Below are 20,645 nucleotides of genomic sequence, written 5' to 3' on the forward strand. Positions count from 1 at the left end.
GTCACGCCTCCTGCGGGCGGTGGACGACGAACGGCCGGAGGTTGCCGTAGAGCCCCCACGGTCCGCCCGCGACGCCGACGCCGCTGTCCTTGACGCCTGCGAAGGGCTGGGCGAGGGACAGTTCGGCATGGTGGTTGATCCAGGCCGTGCCGCATTCGAGCCGGTCGGCCACCGCCTCGGCCCGGTCGAGATCGGTGCCCCATACGGAGCCGCCCAACCCGAAGCCGGTGCCGTTGGCCGCGTCGACGGCTTCGTCGAGGCTCCGGTAGGGCCCCGAAACCCGGCTGGGGCCGGTCAACAACGCCTCGCAACTGGCCCGGGTCGAACAGCTCACGAAGCGGGCCCTGGCGGACGGCGCCCGCACGGCGTCCGGCGGCCACCGGCTGAACGGGCCGGGATACTTCTTCGCCCCCACCGTCCTCACTGACGTCCCGTGAGGCCGGGTCCGACGGCGACGGTCTTCGCGCGCTGAGCCAAGGCTTCGACGACCTCGGCGTGGAGCCGGGCGGGGGCGTCGTTGCCACCCAGCTCCAGGGTGACCCGGGCGAGCGAGCCCGCCGCCGCCGCGGTGACAGCCCGCCCGGTGGGCACCGAACCGGTGAAGGTGACGTGACGGATGCCCGGGTGCGACGCGAGGCGCGCACCGAGGGGCTCGCGGCCGGTGACGACGGTCAGCACGTCCTCGGGCAGGACGGTGGCGAGGACGGAACCGAGTATCCGGGTGGCGAGCGGAGTGAACGGCGACGGTTTGAGGACCACGGTGTTACCCGCCGCGAGCGCGGGCGCGAACTTCGCCGCTGCGAGCTGGAGGGGAAAGTTCCACGGCACGATCGCGGCCACGGGTCCCAGGGGACGCCAGCGGATCTCGCTGCGCACAGGTCGGCTGTCGTCGATCCGGCGGGTCCGGGGGGCCAGGTCCGCGAAGTAGCGCAGCCGGGCCGCAGTACGGGCGACCTCCGCGTACGACTCGGCCAAGGGCTTGCCCTGTTCCCGGGCGAGCAACCGGGCGAGGTCGTCGCCGGCCGTCTCGACGGCGTCGGCCGCGCCCCGCAACGCCGCGGTGCGGGCCGCGGGGTCGGCGCGCCAGCCACGCCATGCTCGCTCAGCGCGGGCGGTCACGCCGTCCAACTCACCCGGCTGCTGGTCGGGGGTCTCGTCAAAGGTCTCCCCGGTGGCCGGGTCGACGACGGAGAAACGTACGGCCCGGCCTTCGGGGAGGCTACCGGCCTCAGGCGTCGGCATGCCGGCGGTCAGTTCTCGGCGGGGACACTGACGCCGTGCTCCCCAGCCTGCCGGTCCATCTCCGCCCGGAAAGCGGCCACCAGATGCGGCTGAATCCGTCCGGCGTTGCGGTCACCGCCCTCGCAGACCGCTCCCCGCACGCCCACGATGTCCGTGCCCATGCGGGTCAGCGGACCGAGGTCGGCCTGCGTGACACTGCCCGCGAGGGCCGCGAGTAGACCGGAGGTGTGGGCCCGCCGGACGAACTCGGCACAGACGTCCGGAGGAACGTGGTCGAACAGCCGGGTCCCGTCCTTGATGGCGGTGTCGAGCATGGCCGCGTCGGCACCTGAGCGGGCGGCGATGTCGGGCACGGCGAGCGGGTTGACGCAGCCGATGCGGTGGGCGTCGGCGTAGCCGGAGGCGACGACGAGCGCGTCGGAGCGATGGTCCTTCACCGCCCGGACCACCGCGCGCATGACCTCGATGCCCTGATCGGGCGTCGTGCATCCGTAGAGGCCGACCTTGATGTACGTGGCGCCGGAGACGACCGCGCCGAGCGCGGCCTGCGCCACCGTGCCGGGCTTGTACGGGACGTCACCCACGGTGGCGGACACCGGCTTGTCTGCCGGTACCGCGTCGCGGATCTCCCTGATGACCCACGGGAAGTTGGCGCCGAGCGAGCCCTCGTCTGGCTTCTTGACATCGACGATGTCGAGGTGCTCCGCCGCTTTCGCACAGTCGAGGGCTTCCTCGACACTGTCCGGGGAGATGAGAAGCAACACCATGAGCTCCTTCCGCCGCATGTCCACCTGGCCGAGGGACAGGGGTGCGGATCGCCTGGTTCATGTGCGGTGCGCTCATCATTTCCGTTACCTGTGGCCATAGGTAGGGCGCACAGGGTTACCTGGGGTGCTCACCCCCACCTGTAGTGCGCCGTGCATACCGGGATGAACCGGTCTCTCTGGCAACGTGGTCGCGCAGAGTCGAGGACCAGTACGTGCCCGAGTAGTGCTTCTGCTCTTGGGTCAGAGGAAGGTCCGTCACGGCCGGGCCGTCCGTAGCGGTCCGTGCGGGACCGACGACCACTCCAGGTCCTCGGCGGCAGCGCCGCCGCACCGGATACTCACCCGTACCGACGTCGCCAGGGGCCGCTCGGTGTCCGTCTTGGACGGAACGATCTGCAGAAGGGGGACGAGTTCACCGGTCGTGGGCAGCCGGTATTGGATCAGGCTGTGGTGGCTGAGTTCCAGCAACTCCTCGATGCGGATGCCGGTGGCCCGCAGGACCTCGGCCACGGCCCAGGTCCAGAAAGCGCGCTCGTCCTCGAGTCCCAGATCGCGGCGTTTTCCGGTGTGTGGGTCCTCGGCCCAGATCCGGCCGGCCGTTCCGTGAGGAACCACGGCGCGTACGAGTTGCTGACCGGTAGCGGTGAATACCTCGCCGGGGCCGGCATGGCGGGCTGCTTCCAGTACCGCGGCTGCGTCCCTGCGGCGCTGGTCGACCGAGCGGACGAGGATGGGCAGGACCGGCAGTCGCTCGCGGCTGCGGGCGTCCATCCTGGCCTTGCGCCGTCGTTGTACTTTGCGGTGCTCCAACTCGTCAGCTCTCACCGGGCTCGGTGCCACCCACGGGCCCCAGCGGCCGGGGTCTTCCAGGGCCCACTGGGCGATATCGAGGTAGAAGGCCCGCACCTGGGTGAGCGTGTCCCGGTGGTCGAGCCTCTCGACCTTGGTGCTTGTGCGGCGGCCATCGGGGGTGGTGACGGTCTTGTCCTTGGTGCGGACCCTCTGCTTCCACTGCCCGATGACGTCCGGGGCGAGGCGGAGGCTGTCGACGTCGGGATGATGGTGCTCGATGTCCTGCCAGAAGCGTTTGCCCAGGTGGTAAGAGAGGGACTTCAAACTGTTGTACCAGCCCGGGCTGACGTTCACAGAAATAGTCCACCAGCAGGTCACGGACAGTACGGCAGCGCAGACCGTAGCGGTCGATCAGTTCCTCCGGGGTCCGTTGTCCCAGGTAGCGGATCTCGCGCAGATTCCGCGGGGCATCCTCTCCGAGGGCTCCGAACTGGTGCAGGAGGCGGTAGAACACCTCGGTCCCCGCCATCGCCCGCTCGAGCACCACGGCTGAGGGCGGGGGTGCGGTTGTGGACGGTGACCGCGTAGCCGTTGCGGGCCAGGTTGCGGCCCATGACCGCGAGGCCGTTGACGCCGATGTGGGCGCATGCGCGCATGGTCGTGCCGCTTCTTGGATGAGGCGCCCTGGAACGGGCGACGGAGGATGCCGGGTGGACGCAGATGTGCGGGAAAACGTGTTCTTTGGGTCAATAGCTGTAAGGGCCGAAGCGTCCCAGTCCGCCAGGACAGCCAGAGCCAGCAGGACGGCATTGATCCGATCGCCGAGGACTACTTACGACGGGCATAGACGGCCCCCGAACTCGGGGGTCGGTCAGCCCATTTCCACCAGTGCCTTGCCCTTCGTCTCCTTGGCGAACCTCAGGACGAACGGGATCGAGAGCGCGGCGAATACCGTGTGGATCGCGTAGGACGCGGAGAGGTTCCAGTCGCGGCGGCGCGGATCCGGTTCGGGAACATCTCGCCGAGCATGACCCAGACAATGACACCCCACGACAGGGCGAAGAAGAGGACGAAGACGTGGGCGGCAATCAAGGCCACCCAGCCCTGCGTGGCAGGCAGTTTGCCGTCGACAAGGTGGGCAGAGAACGCCCGGGCCTCCAGCGCCAGGCCGACGACCATGCCAACCGAGCCAATGATGGCGAGCGGCCTGCGGCCGACCCGGTCCACGAAGATCATCGCGATCACGGGACCGTCGAACACAGGCCCCTTCACCGTGTTTCTGCTGTCCGTGGTCGAAAGCGTGGCCGCGTAGGGACCCTGAGGTCCTGGGTACTCAGCCGGTGCGCAGCGTGTCCTCGCCGTGGACCTCGGTGACCGAGGTGCTCGCCAGGGCACCGGTCAGCCCGCGGCGGGAGTTGATCCCGAGCTTCGTGTATACCTTGCGCAGATGCCACTCCACGGTGTGCGGGCTGATGAACAGCTCCGCGCCGATCCGCGCGTTCGTCATGCCGTTGGCGGCGAGTGTCGCGACCTGCGACTCCTGGGGGGTGAGGACGCTCGCCGGCTTGTTCTCCCGTACTCGGGCGTGCTCGCCTGTGACGAGCAGTTCACGGCCGGCCCGCTCGGCGAAGGCGTGCGCCCGCATGCCGTCGAACATCTCGTGGGCCGTGCGCAGGTGTTCCCGGGCCAGTGAACGGCGATGGCCGCGGCGCAGCCACTCGCCGTACAACAGGTGGGTGCGCGCCACCTCCACAATCACACCGCCGCGGCCGAACTCCTCGATCGCGGTCAGGTACAGACGGTCAGCCTCGTCGCCTTCGGTGAGCAGGGCCTGGCTGCGGGCGGCGGCGCCATGGGCCCAGCCGGAATCCGCAGCGCGTGTGAGTTCGAGCAGCCGGGCGAGCGAGGCGCGGGCCTGTTCCAGCTCACCGCACCGCGTGGCGGCCTCGATGTGTTCGACCAGCGACAGGCCGGTGAAGTTGAACCCGTCGTGCTCGATGCCTGTGCGTGCGGCCTTCAGTGCCTCCTCGTAACGTGCCAGGCCGTTGAACAACACGCCCTGGATATAACCCATGGCTCCCAGCAGGGACACCTCGCCCCGTTGTTCGGCCTGTCGCCTGGCTTCCTCGATGATGGGGGTGGCGACGTCCGCTTCGCCCCGCCAGGCGGCCAGTACGAGGGTGGCGTACTGGTGCGGGGCGTGGCCGGTCGCGGCGGCGAGCGCGTCGGCTTCGTCGATCATCCGGTCGGCCTCGGCGAAATCGCCGTGGTGGATGTGGACCCCACCGAGGTAGACGAGGGCCGGTGGCAGCGCGCCGAGCGCGCCGATGTCGCGGGCCAGCCGCACCGCGCGGCTGGACAGCGCGTCCCACGCGTGCAGGTCCCAGGCGTAGTGGATGAACGCCTCCAGCGCGACCGGGGCGAGCAGCAGCCAGCGTACGGTCGCCTCCCGGGTGCCGAGTTCCTCATGGGTGAGCGACTCAAGTGCACCGCGCAGTACCGGGACACCGGTCTCGTAGCCGTCCGCCAGGACGGCGGCCACTCCGTCGAGGAGGAGGTCGGCTGACTTCGAACCCGAGGGGGGTGCTCCGGACGCGCGGGCCGCAATGGCGATGGCGCGGGCACCTGTCGGACCGTGTACCCGGCCCGCGAAAATGGTCGCACTGATGGCTTCCAGGTACGTCTCCCGGGCCAGTGGGGACCCGGCGGCGGTGAACTGCGCGGCAGCCTCCAGGAGCAGCGGTGCCGCCTCGTCGCTGCGGCTGCGGGCGAACAGGATCCTGGCCCGCAGACGCGCCAGTCGGGCGCGGTCCAGGCCGCTCAGGGGGCACAGTTCGGCCACCGTCGCGAGCTCCGTGGCCCGGTCGGGCGCAGCGGCCGAGAAATGCGCCTCTGCGGCTGCGAGGGCTCGGCGGCCCCGTGGCCGCGGGTCCGGTGTCACCTCGGCCGCGCGCTCCAGCAGTACGGCCTCGGCGGCGATGCCACCGCGCTGCCGCGCGCGGTCGGCGGCGCGTGCCAGACCCGCGGCGACCTTCTCGTCCGGCCCGTCGGCGGCCTGCGCCGCGTGCCAGGCGCGCCGGTCGGGGTCCATGACCGAGTCCGTCGCCTCGGCGAGCGCCCGGTGCACCGCCCGGCGCTCTTCGGGCTCGGCTCCGTGGTAGACGGCGGACCGGACCAGCGGGTGCCGGAAGCGGACGGACTCACCCAACTCGATCAGACCGGCCGCCCTGGCCGGTGAGGCATCAATGACAATCTTGAGTGCAGCGGCCGCGCGGACCAGCAGTCGGGCGTCACCGACCGGTTCCGCCGCCGCGATCAGCAGCAATGTCCGGGTGCCCGCCGGCAGCGCGTCGAGGCGGCTGGCGAAGTCCCGTTCGACCCGGCTGGCCACCGGCGCCTGGACACTGGGGAAACTCGACGCGTCGAGGCCGTACGCCAGTTCGGCGGCGCTGCGGCCGCGAGAGAATTCGAGAAGGGCGAGCGGGTTGCCGTGCATCTCGGCCACGAACCGGTCCCGGACCCGCTTCTCCAGCCGTCCCCCGACGGTGGCTTCGAGCAGTTCGCCGGCGGCGGCGGTGTCCAGACCGTCGAGCCGCAGAGTCGGCAGGCCTCCCAGCGCGGTCCGTCCCTCAGGGTCACGGACCGCGAACACCATGGCGACCGCCTCGGCGAGCAGTCGACGGGCCACGAACTCCAATGTCTGCAGGGACACTTGGTCCAGCCACTGCGCGTCATCCACCAGAACGAGAACAGGCCGAGTCTCCGAGGCACGGGTGAGCAGGGTGAGTACGGCGAGGCCGACCAGGAAGCGGTCGGGCGGGTCCCCGGCCGCCGTCCCGAACGCCACGCGCAGCGCATCGCGTTGAGGTTCCGGCAGTCCGTCGAGCTGGTCCAGGAACGGTGTACACAGTTGGTGCAGGCTCGCGTAGGGCAGCTCCATGTCGGCCTCGATCCCGTGCGCCCAGGTCACCTTCACCGGGGACGCCTGGGCGGCCACGTAATCCAAAAGCACCGACTTCCCGATGCCGGCCTCGCCACGGATCACCAGGGCACGGGGCCCGCCTTCGCGGAGACCTGTCAGCAGGTCGTCGAGCGCCCCGCACTCATGCTGCCGACCGACCAGGTCGGGAACCGGGCTGACGATCATGCGACGCAGCTCCTCGGGGAAGATCCGGGGAAGTCGGGCTCCCGCACCATTGTCGGAACGATGCCGTCAACCATACCCGGGCCGGGCCGACACCTTGGGTCCGAGCGGCGTGATGGAGTACACGCCAAATCTTCCTCCGAAGTTGTCACAGAAAGGGCTGCTGTCCGGACCCGCCCTGTCGGTGCACCAGGAGGTTCTGGTGGGTGCGCCGGTGCCGTGCGGGACGAGGCCGACCCGTCGGCGCCCCGGCCGGGCCCCGCGTGCGCGGTTGTTATGCTCGCCGTGTGCGGGGGGCAGGGTGAGCAGGGGGGACGGGCCGCGGCCTCTGCGTGGCCGGCGCCGTGAGCGTGACGCACTCGAAGCACTGGTTGCGGAGGTGGAGGCCAAGCGCAGCGCCGTACTGGTCCTGCGCGGTGTTGCCGGGATCGGGAAGTCCGCTCTGCTGGATCACCTGGCCGGGCGCGTCGCGGAGTACCGCGTCGCTCGTGGAGCGGGTGCCGAGTCGGAGATGGAACTTCCCTTCGCGGGTCTGCACCAGCTGTGCGCCCCGTTCCTCGACCGGGCCGGCTCCCTCCCGCCACCGCAGAAGGACGCGTTGGCCACGGCGTTCGGGATGAGCGCGGGACCGCCTCCGGACAGGTTCCTGGTCGGTCTGGCCGTACTCGGGCTACTGACCGATGTGGCCGCCGAGCGACCGTTGTTCGTCCTTGTGGACGACGCACAGTGGCTCGACCGGGTGTCCGCGCAGACCCTGGCGTTCGTGGCGCGGCGGATGCTCGCCGAACCCCTGGCACTGGTCTTCGCCTCCCGCGAGCAGCGGGGACGCGACGAGTTCGCTGGTCTGCCCGAGCTGACGGTCGACGGCCTCGACTCCACCGACGCGCGGGCGCTACTGGCTATGGCGGCCGACGGCCCGATGGACGAGCGGATCCGCGACCGGGTCCTCGCCGAGGCCCGCGGCAACCCCCTCGCGCTGCTGGAACTCCCCCACGGCCGGCTTGACGCGGCATCGGCCGACGGTCTGGGCCGGCCCGGTCCCGGACCGGTGACCGGCCGCATCGAGCGGAGCTACCTCGCGCGGGTGCAGTCGCTGCCGGAGGACACGCGTCGGCTGCTGCTGCTTGCCGCCGCCGAGCCGATCGGTGACGTGACGCTGCTCCGGCGGGCCGCCGAACGGCTGGGCATCGGACCTGGCGCGGACGGCCCGGCGGTGATGGCGGGGCTGCTCGCCGTCGGGACTCTCGTGCGTTTCAGGCACCCGCTCCTGCGCTCTGCCGTCTACCGGGCGGCCGGGCTCGCGGAGCTCCGGGAGACCCACCGTGTCCTGGCGGAGGTGACCGATCGCGTCCTCGACCCCGACCGACGGGCGTGGCACCTGGCGCGGGCGACGGTGCGGCCGGACGAGGCGATTGCCGGTGAGCTGGAGACGTCGGCCGGGCGGGCGCTGGCCAGAGGCGGCATCGCCGCAGCGGCCGCGTTCCTCGCCCACGCTGCCGTTCTCACACCCGACACGCGGCGCAAGGCGGCGCGTGCTCTCGCCGCGGCCCACGCGAAACTCCGCGTCGGTGCGCCCGCCGCGGCACGTGATCTGCTGGCTCTGGCCCGCAGCGTGGGCCTGGACGAGCACGGCCGCGCCCGCGCGGAGCTGCTCCAGGCCCAGATCGCCTTCGCCTCCAGTCGCGTCGACGAGGCGCTCCCCCTACTGCTTGCCACCGCGCAGCGCCTGGTGTCCCTAGATGCCGGTCTGGCGCGGGAGACCTTCCTGGACGCCTTGTCGGCAGGAATGTTCGCGGGGCGCCTCGCCTCCGGCGCGGACACCCGTGAGGTGGCGGCGGCGGCACAGCGGACTTCGGAGTCGGCCACGGGGCCACTGCGTAATGCCGATCTGCTGCTGGCCGCCCTGGCCACCAGGTTCACCGCCGGGTATGGCGACGCGGTGCCCGCCGCGCGCGAGGCGGTGCGCGCGTTTCGCCGGGAAACCGACCCGGAGGAGGTGCTGCGCTGGTCGTGGTTGGTCTCAACGCTGGCGGCCGAGATGTGGGACGACGAGGCGTGGACGGAGCTGGTGGACCGCCACGTGCGGACGGCCCGCGCCGTCGGCGCGCTGACCGAGCTACCACTCGCGCTCAACTCACGGGTCGTCATCCACTCGTGCGAGGGTGATCTGGATGCGGCGGCGTTGCTGATCGCGGAGATCGCCCGGGTCCAGGAAGCGGCGGGCAGCAGCTTCGCACCATACGGCGCGATGACGCTCGCCGCATGGCGGGGACTCGCGCGCGAAGCGCTGCCGCTGATCGAGACCGGCATCCGGGACGCCGTGAACCGCGGTGAGGGCATCGGTGTGTCCATCGCCCACCGGGCCGAAGCCGTGCTCCACAACGGTATGGGCCGGTACGAGGAGGCCTTCGACTCGGCCCGGCAGGCATGCGCGCATCCGCACGATCTGGTCACGGCCAACCTGGGACTGGCCGAACTGGTGGAGGCCGCGGTGCGCAGCGGTCGCCATGACGCGGCCGAGGAGGCGCTGGACCGGTTGATCCGGGCCACCGGCGCCGCCGCGACGAACTGGGCGTTGGGCATTCAGGCCCGCTCCCGGGCGTTGCTCGCCCAGGGTGACACGGCCGAGCCGCTGTACCAGGAGGCGATCGAACGACTCGGACGCACCCGGATCGCGGCGGAGTTGGCCCGGGCGCGTCTGCTGTACGGGGAGTGGCTGCGCCGGCAGGGCCGTCGCGTCGACGCCAGGGAGCAGTTGCGTGAGGCGCACACACTGTTCACACGGTTCGGGGCGAGTGCGTTCGCCGAGCGTGTGGTACGCGAGTTGCGGGCCACTGGTGCGACCGTGGCCCGCCATGGCACCGACGCCGCGTCGAGGCTCACCGCCCAGGAGACGCAGATCGCGCAGCTGGCCAGGGACGGGCTCACCAACTCCGAGATCGGCGCGCAGTTGTTCCTCAGCCCGCACACCGTGGAATGGCATCTGCGGAAGGTGTACGTCAAGCTCGGCATCACTTCGCGGAGGCTCCTGCGCACAGTGCTGTGAACGGCGTGTGTCACAGGTGCCGACGCCGCTCGGTCTGTGCGGAGGGGACGAGTTCCACCTCCCCCGCCACCTCACGATCATCACCGTGCCCACGCTGCTGACGGAGCCGGAGGAATCCGTCGCCTGATGGCCAGTCAGGAACTGGGCGTGACGGAGTCCGGCGCGACCGAGCCGATCTCCTTGCGGGAAGAGACACCGAGCTTCGCGAACACCTTGTGCAGGTGCCATTCGACCGTGTGCGGGCTGAGGAACAGCCGGGCGGCGATCTCAGGATTGGTGAACCCCTCCTGCGCGAGCCGCGCGATCTCGGCCTCCTTCGCGGTGAGGGCCGCCGGGGTCGCCGAGGCGCGTTTGCGTACGGTCGTTCCGGCGGCCTGCAACTCCCTCCGCGCGCGATCCGCGAACGCCTCGGCCCCGGCTTCGCTGAGCATCTCGTACGCCTCGTTCAGTTGGACACGAGCGTCGTCGCGTCGTTGTCCGGGTCGGAGCCACTCGCCGTAGCGGAGCCGGGCGCGGGCGCTGTCCATGCGGGTCCCCGCCGCGTCGAGCTGCTCGATCGCCTGCTGGTGCAGGGTGTCGGCGGCCGGCCCCTCGCTCACCAGGGCGCGGGTGGCGGCGGAGATGCCCAGGGCCCAGGGGGTGCGTACGGCCCGGGCCATCTCCTCGATCGTCCGCGCGGCCTCGGCCGCATGCGCGGTGTGCCCCAGTCGTACGGCCGCTTCGACGAGCTCCACCCGGGACGGGAGGGACAGTCCGAGTTCCTGCGGGTTCTCGCAGCCGCGCTGGGCGGCGGCGTAGGCCTCCTCGTACCGGCCGAGGCCGTTGTGGAGGACCGCCGCCGCCCACTGGGTGGCCGTCGTCACCTTGCCCTCACCCTGGAGGAGACGGTCCTGCGTGACGGCTTCGATCGCCTGCCGGGTCGAGGACTCATGTCCCTTGAAGGGCTCCACGACGAGTGCCCCGTAATGCGCGAAGAAGCTGCTGCCGGTGGCTTCGGCGATCGCGCTCGCTTCCACGGCGAGGGAGTCGGCCCCGCGCAGGTCCCCGGCGAACACCCGGTTCGACAGGCGCAGGAGGAGTGCCGAGGGCAGTACGGCCAGTGCTCCGCTGCCGCGGGCGAGGTCGACCAGCCGTAACGAGAGCTCGGACCAGGAAGCGAAGTCCCAAGTGTTGTGTGCCATACGGCACACCAGCGGGAGCCATCCAAGGCCGTCCTCCCGGGTAAGTTCTTCCGTCCGGTAGGCCGCCACGGCCTCCAGGAGGAGCGGCGCACCCACGGAGTAGTCCTCGGTGATCACCCGTGCCAGGCCGGTCAGCAACAGTTCCTCACGGCTCGCCGTGGGGACGTGACCCGGCGCACTCAGTATGGCCTCGGCGACATCGCGGACGCCGCCCGTGGCAAGCCGGCCCGCTGTCAGGGCCGCGTGGGCGGCGTCCCGGTACGTCTGGAGGGCCAGCCGGGGGTCGAACGGCTGGAGCCGCCTGGCCGCTTCGAGCAGGTACGGCAGTCCGGTACTGGCGCTCTTGGCGGCGGACATGATCTGTCCCCGCAGCAGAGTCGCCCGTGCCGCATCGGCCTCGTCGAACGGGCTCAGTTCCGCCGCGTCGACCAGTGACCGCGCGACGTCGAAGGCGCCCGCCTGGTATTTGGCCCGCGCCGCGGCCAGGGCCCTGTCCCCACGGCGTATGGGGTCCGGTGTCAGTTCGGTGGCCCGGTGCAGGAAGGTCGCCGCTGCCGCGATGCCGCCGCGGGCGTAGGTCCGGCCGGCGGTTCCCTCCAGCTCGGCGGCGACGGCCTCGTCGGGCCCCGTCGTCGCGCTCGCGAGGTGCCAGACACGGCGTTCGGGATGGAGACTCGCGTCAATCGAGTCGGCCAGGGCCGCGTGCACGCGCCGGCGCTCCCGGAAGCCGACGGCGCGATACACCGCGGAGCGGACCAGCGGGTGGCGAAAGCGCACCCAGGTGCCGAACGTGATCAGGCCGGACGCCTCGGCATGGGTGACGGCAGTGTCCACGGAGATGCCCAGGCGCTCGGCGGCTCTCCGCAGCAGGGAGACGTCGCCGACCGGCTCAATGGCGGCGATGAGTAGCAACTGCCGCGTCTGGGCCGGGAGCGACTGGATGCGGCGGAGGAAACCCGCCTCGATCTGACTGGACAGCGGCCGGGGTGTCAGGCCGTCGAGGCCACCCGTCATCTCGACGGCGGTCAGACCCCGCGGCAGTTCGAGCAGGGCCAACGGATTGCCGTGTGCCTCGGCGACAACCCGATCCCGCACGCTCGCGTCCAGCGGTCCGGCGGCGACCGAGTCGAGGAGTCTGCGGGACTCGTGCTCCTCCAGTCCGCGCACAAGGAGTTCCGGCAGGTCGGCGAGGATCTCGCGGGTGCCGGACTCGCGGACTGCCAGGACCAGCACGACCGATTCGGCGAGCAGCCGGCGCGCGACGAACTGCAGGGTCTGCGAGGACACACGGTCCAGCCACTGGGCGTCGTCGACCAGGCAGATCAACGGCTCGTCACCGACTGCTTCAGCGAGCAGGCTCAGGGTGGCCAGGCTGACCAGGAACCGGTCGGGCGTGTCACCGGCCCGCAGACCAAACGCTGTGCCCAGCGCGTTTCGCTGGGGCTCAGGGAGGTCATCGAGGTGGGAGAGCAAGGGGGCGCAGAGCTGATGCAGCCCGGCGTAGGCAAGCTCCATCTCGGACTGCACACCTGCCGCCCTGACGACCCGGCATCCGGTGGCCCGGTCGAGAAGGTGGTTCAGTAGCTCGGTCTTGCCGATGCCCGCCTCGCCACGCACCACCAAAACCCCGCTCCGCCCGGCCTTGGCCTGTGCGAGCAGATCGTCGAGGACCTGGCATTCGCCCCGCCGCCCGATGAGCCCGGCCCACGTTCCGCCCCTCACCATGACCGCCTCCCGGCCGCCACGATACCTTGGCGTTCACTGTGCGCACGGCCCTCTCGGCAACCGCTTGCACTGACCGAAGGGGCCGCGCCAGACCGCCCGGAACGTTGGTGTCCCCTCTCCGGCTCAGGCGCCCGACGTTGTGACGGCCACAGTGCCCAAGAAGATCACCGCGATGATGACGCTCGGTGTTCCACGCAACCAGAATCCTGTTACGAGCTCGTAGTACGTCCATCGAATGTCGCAGGCGCCAGATTGTTTTTGAACGGGGCTCTTCCGCCATCCCGCATACGCGTACTCAGCGAGTATTGGGCCGTAGATGCACGGGCAGGGTCTGGTGTCCGTTGCTGATCAAGGTGGGCAGCGGCTTCAACTCCGCTGCTGGGACCGCGAGTTCAATGTGAGGAAACCGTTCGAAGAGCAGATGCAGGGCGGTGGCGACTTCAAGGCGCGCCAGGGGTGCACCGAGGCAGAAGTGGACGCCGTGGCCGAAGGCGAGGTGATCCTTCGTGGGGCGGGTGACGTCGAAGCGGTCGGCGGCCGGGCCGTGCCAGTCCGGGTGGCGGTTGGCCGCGCCGTAGGAGGCGAGAATCGCCTCGCCCCGGCTGATCATCTGGCCGTCGGGCAGGGGGACGTCGGTGAGGGCGTAGCGCAGGGGCAGGTGCTTGATCGCGGGTTCGTGCCGGAGGGTCTCCTCGACGACGTCGCTCCATTCGGCCCGGCCTGCGCGGAGGTGGCGGAGCTGTTCGGGGTCGGTCAGCAGGGCGGTGACCGCTTGGTCGATGACGTTGACGGTGGTCTCGTAGCCGGCACTGATCATCAGGAGGAGCGTGTCGCGCAGCTCGCTGTCGGTGAAGCCGCCACCGTCGCCTTCGTCGTCGCGAGCGGCGATCAGGAGTGAGGTCATGTCGTCGGCGGGTGCGGCGCGTTTGGCGGCGATGAGCTCGTCGAGGGCCTTGTACAGGGAGGCGGTGTTCGTGGCGGCCTGCTCGGCGGTGAGGGTGGTGTCGAAGACGCCGTCGACCACGGTGCGAAAGCTTTGGATCCGGCTCTCGGGGACGCCCATGAGCCGGCCGATCACCGCGATCGGAAGGGGGTAGGCGAAATGTTCGCGCAGGTCCACGGGCTCCCCGGACGGCCGGGACGCGAGGTCGTCGAGGAGTGCGGTGACGAGGGCCTCGACGACCGGGCGCATGTCCTGGATACGACGGGCGCTGAGGGCCGGCGCGACCATTCGGCGCATTCTGCGGTGGTCCCCGCCGTAGGCGGTGAACATGCTCTCGACGGCGATCCACAGGGCCAGCGGCCACGTGGACACGGTGTCGGTGAAGGCCGGCCAGTGGGCACGACCGTCCTTGGAGACCTGCGGGCTGGTGAGCAGCTGTTTGAGGAGGGCGGGGTCGGTGACCGACCATACGGTCAGGCCGAGGATGTCCACTCGAGTGGCCGGGCCGCGGCTGCGCAGGGCCTTGTGCTCGGCGTGGTGGTCGGATGCTTCGGGATCCAGAACGAGGGTCGGCTGTTCGGTCACGGTGGGCTCCTTCAACGGCGCTCGTGGACAGGAGGGAGGGGTCTCAGGGTGCGGGGAGAAGCGCAGGCCTCTCGGGGCTCGGCCAGATCGTCCGTGTTCATGGTGCGCTCCAGAGTCGGTGGACCGGTGTTCGTTCCTCCGTGGATCCTGCGGTCCGGTTGCTCAGCCGGTGGCCTGTGCCGCCTCGTCGATCAGGCGGGCGACCTCGGCTGGGCGCCCCGAGGGGGGATGTTCCGGTCCTCGGTGGCCACGAGGACCCAGGACGGAATGTTCTTCCATGCCGGGGCGGCGGCCCCCTCCGCCAGCGCGGCGTCGGTCACGGGACGCTGGGTGGCGGCCATGACCGCCGCGGTCCCTTCGGGGACATCGGCGGCAAATTGCAGGTGGAACTTGCTCTTCTCGATGTAGAGATCGGTGACCTGGCTGCCGTCAGGCAGGGTGACCGGCACCGGGCGCAGCGTCTTTCCGAGGGTGCTGTTGTCCGACGTAGTCGCTGTCGGCGGCCGGCCCGCGCAGCGGGTTGCTCGCGGCCATCACCGGGTAGCCGTGGGACTGGAGCGTGTCAACGACGCCGTTCCATCTGGAGGAGTCGGCGAACGCGCCGTGGACGAGGACGACGGCCGGCTTCCGCATACTCATGGAAATGGTCTTTCGCAGTGGTTCATGCCGCCGGGGTGCGCGGGGCGTTCAGTCGGTGCCCAGCGCCTTGCGGAGAACGTGGACGGCCTGCTCGATCGCCGTGCAGGAGGCCTGGGTTCCACGAACCGGGTTCAGCATCATGAAGTCGTGCAGGGTGGCGTTGTAACGGACGCTCGTGGTCGGCACGCCGGCCGCGATCAGCTTGCGGGCATAGGCCTCGCCCTCGTCGCGCAGTACGTCGTTCTCGTCGACGACGACGAACGCCGGCGGCAGTCCGCGGAGGTCCTCCATCGTGGCACGCAGCGGGGACACGGTGATCTCTGCGCGTTCGGTGGGGTCGGTGGTGTAGGCGTCCCAGAACCACTCCATGGCCTTCGCCGTCAGGTGCGGTCCGTCGGCGAAGGCCCGGTAGCTCTCGGTGTCCTGGCCGGCGTCGGTGACCGGGTAGTACAGCGACTGGTGCAGGAAGGTCACGTCTCCGCGTCGTTTGGCCAGGTGGGTGAGGGCGGCGCTCATGTTGCCGCCGACGGAGTCACCGGCGACGACCATGCGGGAGCCGTCCAGGCCCTCTTCGCCCCCCGCGGTGGTGACCCATCGGGCGGTCGCGTACGCCTGCTCGATGGCAACGGGGTACTTCGCCTCAGGAGAGCGGGCGTACTCGACGAAGACCAAGGCCGTCCGGGCTCCGACTGCCAGTTCACGCACCAGACGGTCGTGGGTGCCTGCGTTGCCGAGGATCCATCCGCCGCCGTGCACGTACAGGATCACGGGCAGGACACCGGTGCTGCCGACGGGCTTGACGATGCGGACCCGTACGTCGCCGGCATCGGCCGGCACGGTGATCCACTTCTCGTCCACGTCGAGCGTGCCGGCCGGCCCGGACTGCACGTCGTCGAGCAGTTTGCGGGCTCCCTCGACACCGAGTTCGTACAGCAGTGGCGGCTTGGCGGTTGCGTCGGCGAAGTCCTGCGCGGCGGGCTCCAGAGTAATGTCACTCACGATCTGCTCCTTAGGAATGGTGGGTTTCGGAAGACTTTCCACCACATGAGACCGGGCCGGAAGCCGATGTGTGACGCGGCGGCTGCCGTCAGCCGGCGGTCGCCTGAGTGGCGTCGGCGGGCTGGGGCAGCAGGAAGTCATCGATGTACAGGTCGACGTGCTCGTTGTCGAACGCCGTCAGCCCGGCGATGCGGTTGGCGTGGATGGTCGGGAAGTCGAACGTCCACGCGATGTCCTCGTGAAAGGCGGCACCGCTGTCGAAGGACCAGTAGCCGCTCGTCGTCCCCTTGTAGGGGCATCGGGTCACCGCGTCCGAGTGCCGCAGCCGGGACCAGGCGATAGTCGTGTGGTCGAGGTAGTAGCGGGTCGGCATACCCGTCTCGAACAGCTTCACGCACCCACGGGCATCGGCCAGCACGACACCGTCCAGCTCCACGCGGACGTTGCTGCTGGACCGCAGGGCGTCAACGCGCGAGTACGGGCTGCGGGGGTGGACGAAGACCAGTTCGTCCTCCTCGAACCAGGAGTCGAGCGCCTCCCACTCGAAACGCACGGTGTCGTGCAGGGCGCCTGGAGCACCTTCTCCCCAGACCCACGCCGCCCCCGCACGGGTCTCCGGGCCGACCTGGAGGGTGTGACGGTGCGCGGAGCCCGCACCGAGTTGCTCCGTGTGCTTGTCGTCGTGGAGCACGCCGTCCACCAAGTCCTCCACCGGAATGCTGAACTGGGGGTAGGCCTGCCACTCCCACACGTACAACGCGCTGCGGGTGTCGAAGACAACCCGGCCGCCGATCATTCCCCGGATGCGGCGGGGCACGGGTTCAACGTGTCCGATCGGAACGATGAGGCTCGGGTACAGGACACTTTCTGCTGCCACGGTGATCACCTTGAATCCGCTGACGGTGCGCTCACCGTTGTCCGGTCGCTGTGGTTCCGGGACGGCCGCGCTTGCTCGCTCGATGCTGTCGACGGCGGTCCTCGGACGGAGCGCGGACACAGAGTGTTTCACACGGTGTGTCGGCCGCCCGGGAACCGATGGCAGTGGGTCCCCATGCCCGTGGCACGGGGACCCACTGTTTTCCGGGGGTCAGGCAGCGGGCCGCGGGGCACGCAGGTGGGCGCGCTCCTTGAGCTCCGCCTCGTCGACCAGTTCGAGCATGGGCCTGCCGGGGGCGCACATCATGGTGACGATGAACTCGGTCGCCTCGTCGGCCAGGGCGTTGCCGTCCTGGTAGTGGATGACGTCACCGCCCGGCTCCCAAAAGGTGCCGCCGGGCTCAATGATGCGCTCGGGCTCACCCTCCAACTCGAAGCGGACGGCGCCCTTGATGACGTAGCCGAAGGCCGGGCCGGAGTGGCGGTGCGGCGGGGTGCCCGGGTCGCCGGGCTCCCACCGGACGTGGACGGTCATCGCCGAGGCACCTTCGGGAACGGTGATCGGCGCGGCATCCTGGAGCAGCTTCGCCGCCCGGGTCCAGCTGGGGCCGTCCTCGCCGCCGGTTCCGTGACCGTGCCCGTGGTGGCCGTGGTGGGCATGCTCTGAGTTTTCCGACACTGAGTCGCACCTTCCGTGATGACACCGTTGTCCGGGCAACCGCCCGGCCGCCTTTTGCGGGGTCGTTCCGGTCGCGGGGACCGTTCCACCTTCCTGACCGAGTGGACGCCGGATCTGTGACAGGCGCCGACCTTGACGTTCAACCACTGACCATGCGCGCGGTTCAGCCACCGGCAGCCGGCAACCCGTGTCACAACGAATGGCGTCGCCCGGTCACATGGTCATGACCGACCGCACCCTCGCACCCCTGCGTCCGACGCCGAACGACTGGCAACGGGTCCTGGAGCGGGTGATGGCCCTCAACCACCGTGACACCTGGGGACGTGGCGCGTGGAACACACTGGGCCACGTGGCCTTGGGCCGTGCCGTGCGGGGCGCAGGCAGCTGCTGGTTTGTCTCCGGACTTACCCGGCGAGGACCGCAGCCCTGGCCCACGGTTCGGCGGGCGACCCGCCGTAGCCATCAAGCTGTTCGGCCGGTGACCGGCCCCTCCCTGCTCCCCTGATCTTCTACGCCCGAGAGAGAACCCTTCATGAGGTACGAGTCCCCTACCGTTCTGAACGCCGGGCCGTCCGACGACGTCGACCCGGACGAGTTCGTACGCGCGGCCATGCGCTGGCATTTCAATCCGTCGACCGGCTCCCGCTACTGGCTCGACCGGGCAGGCAGGCTCGGATTCTGTCCGCGGCACGACGTCAAGGGCGTGGACGACCTCGCGCTCTTCCCCGACCTGACCGACGAGCTGCGCGACGTCCCGGTGGTGGACCTGGTCCCCCGGGGTTACGGAAGCGACGTCCGGCTGGTCAATGTCTTCGACAGCGGCGGAACAACCGGGGCGCCCAAGCGGGTCGTCCAGCTCGACGACTGGGTGCGGCACAGCACGGAGCAGGTCGACAGGCGGCTGCGGGAGCACGGCCTGCCCGTCGGTGCCCAGTGGCTGACTGTAGCGCCCACCGGTCCGCACCTGGTGGGAGACGTACTGCAACGAGCGGCGGCCTCCCTCGGTGGCCCGGCACTCAGCGTCGACATGGACCCCCGCTGGGTGCGGAAGCTGGTCGTGGCTGGCAGGGGCGACGAGGTCGAGTCCTACACCGACCACCTCATCGAACAGTGCCGGCGGATCCTGCTGACCCAGGGCATCGAGGTGCTCGCCGCCACCACCCCGTTGCTGGAACGCCTCGCCCGCGAGGACGACCTCCTGGAGCAGATCAACGGCTCCGTCCGGGCGATCCTCTGGGGCGGCACCCACATGGACCCCGACACCCGCCACCTGCTGGCCACCGAGGTCTTCCCCGAGGTCCCGCTCATCGGCATGTACGGCAACACCATGATGCTCACCGCACTGCTCGAACGGGCCGGTGGCAATGCCTCGCAACCCTGCGTGTTCGACCCGGTGTCGCCGTACGTGTTCCTGTCTGTCGTCGACCCCGGCACCGGGGAACGGGTCGGGGTCGGTGAACGGGGCCAGGTGATCGTCAGCCACGTCAGCAAGTCGATGCTCATCCCCCACAACGCCGAACGCGACACGGCCGTGCGTGTCCGTCCGGCCGGCGGTCGGACGGGCGACGCCGTCGCAGACGTGGCGCCGGTGCCGACGGTGCGGGGCGAAACGGTGATCGAGGGCGTGTACTGATGGCGACCCAAGAGATCACCGGGCCGGTCCACCTGGACGCGCTGGGCCCCCGGGGGCCGTACCGGACGCGGGTGCCGAATGCGGTGACGGATGTGTCGGGTGCAGAGGTGGCACGGCTGAGCCTGGTGCCGCCGGTGTACGTCGACCGGGCGCTGTCCGCGCTGCGCAAGGCCGGCCCCGTGCCGACGGCCGACGTGGACGCGCTGCTCGGGGCGGCCGGCGAAGAATTCGTCACCGGCACCGTCGGTGGACTGGGCGTACGCGAGTACGAACACCTCGTCAGCCGCGTCTCCGGCACTCCGTCGCAGGTGGTGCGCGCAGCGACACGGGGCACGGCTCGCTTCGTCGCTCTGGCCCGCCACTCGGCCGAGCAGGGCAGACCGCGCGGGACAGTGTCCGAGCGCCGGGATCCGGTCCTGGGGGCGGGGCATGCCGTTTGGGCTCGGCGGGGTGAGGTGTTCGCCGTGCACGCTTCCGGCAACCATCCGGGACTGCACCGGCTGTGGCTGGAGGCTCTGGCCCTGGGATACCGCGTCGCTGTGCGTCCGTCGCGGCGGGAGCCGTTCACTCCACACCGCCTGGTCGCGGCGCTGCACCAGGTGGGCGTCCGGCAGGACCAGCTGGTGCTGCTGCCCACGGACCACCGGACCGCCGACACACTGATCCGCGGAGCCGACCGTACGGTGGTGTACGGCGGCGACGAGGTGGTCGCCCGGTACGCCGGCGACCCCCGGGTGCTGCCGCAGGGACCTGGCCGGAGCAAGATCCTCGTCACCGCGGACACCGACTGGCGGGAGCACCTGGACACGATCGTCGGCTCGGTCGCCGACGAGGGTGGGACGGCGTGCGTCAACGCCACCGCCGTCTACGTCGAGGGTGATCCGGCGCCACTCGCCGAGGCCCTCGCGGAGCGGCTTTCCCGACTGCCCGGTCTGCCGCCCCAGGACGCGCGGGCGGTGCTCCCGGTATGCCCGCTGGACCGGGCCCGGGCCCTCGCCGCCCACCTGGCATCGGTGGCGGCGGGGACGCGGCCCTGGCTCGGCGCGGACGATGTCGTCGACGATCTCGGTGACGGAAGTGCCGCCCTGCGTCCCGCCGTCCACCAGGTCGGCGCCGCGGGGGCGGCGCAGCTACGGGTCGAGCTCCCTTTCCCTAACGTGTGGGTGGCGCCCTGGACCCGTGCGGACGGTACCACCGCCCTGCGGGACACGCTCGTGCTCTCGGCGCTCACCCGCGACCGCGCCCTGATCGACGCGCTGTTGGCGGAGCCCACCATCGCCAATGTCTACGTCGGTGACACCCCGACCCACTGGATGGCTCCAGGAGTGCCCCACGACGGTTACCTGTCGGACTTCCTGATGCGCGGCAAGGCCCTCGCCGGTCCCCTGTGACAC

The 20,645-nt window shown here is 70.5% G+C and carries 14 protein-coding genes and 2 pseudogenes; 4 read left to right on the forward strand and 12 right to left on the reverse strand.

The features are described from left to right. Position 1: 1 nt before the first annotated feature. Positions 2–364 (reverse strand): aldehyde dehydrogenase family protein, encoded by a 363-nt coding sequence (locus ACRAKF_RS04320; RefSeq protein WP_447041802.1) that lies wholly within the window; start codon positions 362–364, stop codon positions 2–4. On the opposite strand from ACRAKF_RS04320, the gene ACRAKF_RS04325 reads away from it, so the two are divergent. After that, entirely contained in the window at positions 312–437 is a 126-nt protein-coding gene (locus ACRAKF_RS04325) for an aldehyde dehydrogenase family protein (RefSeq protein WP_447041804.1), read from the forward strand. The genes ACRAKF_RS04320 and ACRAKF_RS04325 overlap by 53 nt on opposite strands. On the opposite strand, the gene ACRAKF_RS04330 is transcribed toward ACRAKF_RS04325, so the two are convergent. From ACRAKF_RS04330 to ACRAKF_RS04350, 5 genes and pseudogenes are all read right to left on the reverse strand, one after another. Next, positions 421–1,242 (reverse strand): aldehyde dehydrogenase family protein, encoded by an 822-nt coding sequence (locus tag ACRAKF_RS04330; RefSeq protein WP_447035465.1) that lies wholly within the window; start codon positions 1,240–1,242, stop codon positions 421–423. The genes ACRAKF_RS04325 and ACRAKF_RS04330 overlap by 17 nt on opposite strands. A gap of 8 nt (positions 1,243–1,250) precedes the next feature. Then, positions 1,251–2,006, reverse strand: coding sequence for a (5-formylfuran-3-yl)methyl phosphate synthase (locus ACRAKF_RS04335; protein WP_447041805.1), 756 nt, complete (start codon positions 2,004–2,006; stop codon positions 1,251–1,253). A 258-nt stretch (positions 2,007–2,264) separates the two neighbouring features. Then, entirely contained in the window at positions 2,265–3,125 is an 861-nt protein-coding gene (locus ACRAKF_RS04340) for a hypothetical protein (RefSeq protein ID WP_447035466.1), read from the reverse strand. Between the two features lie 547 nt (positions 3,126–3,672). After that, a pseudogene (locus ACRAKF_RS04345) lies at positions 3,673–4,052 on the reverse strand (MFS transporter); the annotation flags it as partial. Positions 4,053–4,134: 82 nt separating this feature from the next. Then, positions 4,135–6,948, reverse strand: coding sequence for a helix-turn-helix transcriptional regulator (locus ACRAKF_RS04350; RefSeq protein WP_447035467.1), 2,814 nt, complete (start codon positions 6,946–6,948; stop codon positions 4,135–4,137). A gap of 325 nt (positions 6,949–7,273) precedes the next feature. Between ACRAKF_RS04350 and ACRAKF_RS04355 the strand changes: the two genes are divergently transcribed. Further along, on the forward strand, positions 7,274–9,991 hold the full coding sequence (locus ACRAKF_RS04355) for an AAA family ATPase (RefSeq protein ID WP_447041806.1): 2,718 nt from the start codon (positions 7,274–7,276) through the stop codon (positions 9,989–9,991). Positions 9,992–10,125: 134 nt separating this feature from the next. Here ACRAKF_RS04355 and ACRAKF_RS04360 read toward each other — a convergent pair whose 3' ends face one another. The 6 genes and pseudogenes from ACRAKF_RS04360 to ACRAKF_RS04385 all read right to left on the reverse strand — a co-directional run bounded on the left by ACRAKF_RS04360 (position 10,126) and on the right by ACRAKF_RS04385 (position 17,618). Next, positions 10,126–12,897 carry a helix-turn-helix transcriptional regulator gene (locus tag ACRAKF_RS04360; protein ID WP_447035468.1) on the reverse strand — a complete coding sequence of 924 codons (2,772 nt, stop codon included), beginning with the start codon at positions 12,895–12,897 and terminating at the stop codon, positions 10,126–10,128. A 295-nt stretch (positions 12,898–13,192) separates the two neighbouring features. Continuing rightward, positions 13,193–14,425: a cytochrome P450 family protein gene (locus ACRAKF_RS04365; RefSeq protein WP_447035469.1), complete on the reverse strand. Its 1,233-nt coding sequence runs from the start codon at positions 14,423–14,425 to the stop codon at positions 13,193–13,195. A 162-nt stretch (positions 14,426–14,587) separates the two neighbouring features. After that, positions 14,588–15,064: pseudogene (locus tag ACRAKF_RS04370) on the reverse strand (hypothetical protein). A gap of 48 nt (positions 15,065–15,112) precedes the next feature. Then, the gene (locus ACRAKF_RS04375) at positions 15,113–16,063 is read right to left on the reverse strand and encodes an alpha/beta hydrolase (RefSeq protein ID WP_447035470.1); all 951 of its coding nucleotides are present in this window, start codon (positions 16,061–16,063) and stop codon (positions 15,113–15,115) included. An 88-nt stretch (positions 16,064–16,151) separates the two neighbouring features. Next, the gene (locus tag ACRAKF_RS04380) at positions 16,152–16,940 is read right to left on the reverse strand and encodes a DUF427 domain-containing protein (protein WP_447035471.1); all 789 of its coding nucleotides are present in this window, start codon (positions 16,938–16,940) and stop codon (positions 16,152–16,154) included. A gap of 210 nt (positions 16,941–17,150) precedes the next feature. Next, positions 17,151–17,618 (reverse strand): cupin domain-containing protein, encoded by a 468-nt coding sequence (locus ACRAKF_RS04385; protein WP_447035472.1) that lies wholly within the window; start codon positions 17,616–17,618, stop codon positions 17,151–17,153. A 532-nt stretch (positions 17,619–18,150) separates the two neighbouring features. Between ACRAKF_RS04385 and ACRAKF_RS04390 the strand changes: the two genes are divergently transcribed. Continuing rightward, entirely contained in the window at positions 18,151–19,251 is a 1,101-nt protein-coding gene (locus ACRAKF_RS04390) for a phenazine antibiotic biosynthesis protein (RefSeq protein WP_447035473.1), read from the forward strand. Beyond that, positions 19,251–20,642: an aldehyde dehydrogenase family protein gene (locus ACRAKF_RS04395; RefSeq protein WP_447035474.1), complete on the forward strand. Its 1,392-nt coding sequence runs from the start codon at positions 19,251–19,253 to the stop codon at positions 20,640–20,642. The genes ACRAKF_RS04390 and ACRAKF_RS04395 overlap by 1 nt, the downstream gene beginning before the upstream one ends. Positions 20,643–20,645 lie beyond the last annotated feature (3 nt).

Source organism: Streptomyces sp. DSM 118878, assembly GCF_052936595.1.

What these genes read in the sequence shown, in the direction of transcription:
- ACRAKF_RS04395 (WP_447035474.1), top strand. Translation starts at nt 19,251, where the DNA reads ATGGCGACCCAAGAGATCACCGGGCCGGTCCACCTGGACGCGCTGGGC.
- ACRAKF_RS04330 (WP_447035465.1), bottom strand. Translation starts at nt 1,242, where the DNA reads ATGCCGACGCCTGAGGCCGGTAGCCTCCCCGAAGGCCGGGCCGTACGT.
- ACRAKF_RS04390 (WP_447035473.1), top strand. Translation starts at nt 18,151, where the DNA reads ATGAGGTACGAGTCCCCTACCGTTCTGAACGCCGGGCCGTCCGACGAC.
- ACRAKF_RS04360 (WP_447035468.1), bottom strand. Translation starts at nt 12,897, where the DNA reads ATGGTGAGGGGCGGAACGTGGGCCGGGCTCATCGGGCGGCGGGGCGAA.
- ACRAKF_RS04350 (WP_447035467.1), bottom strand. Translation starts at nt 6,948, where the DNA reads ATGATCGTCAGCCCGGTTCCCGACCTGGTCGGTCGGCAGCATGAGTGC.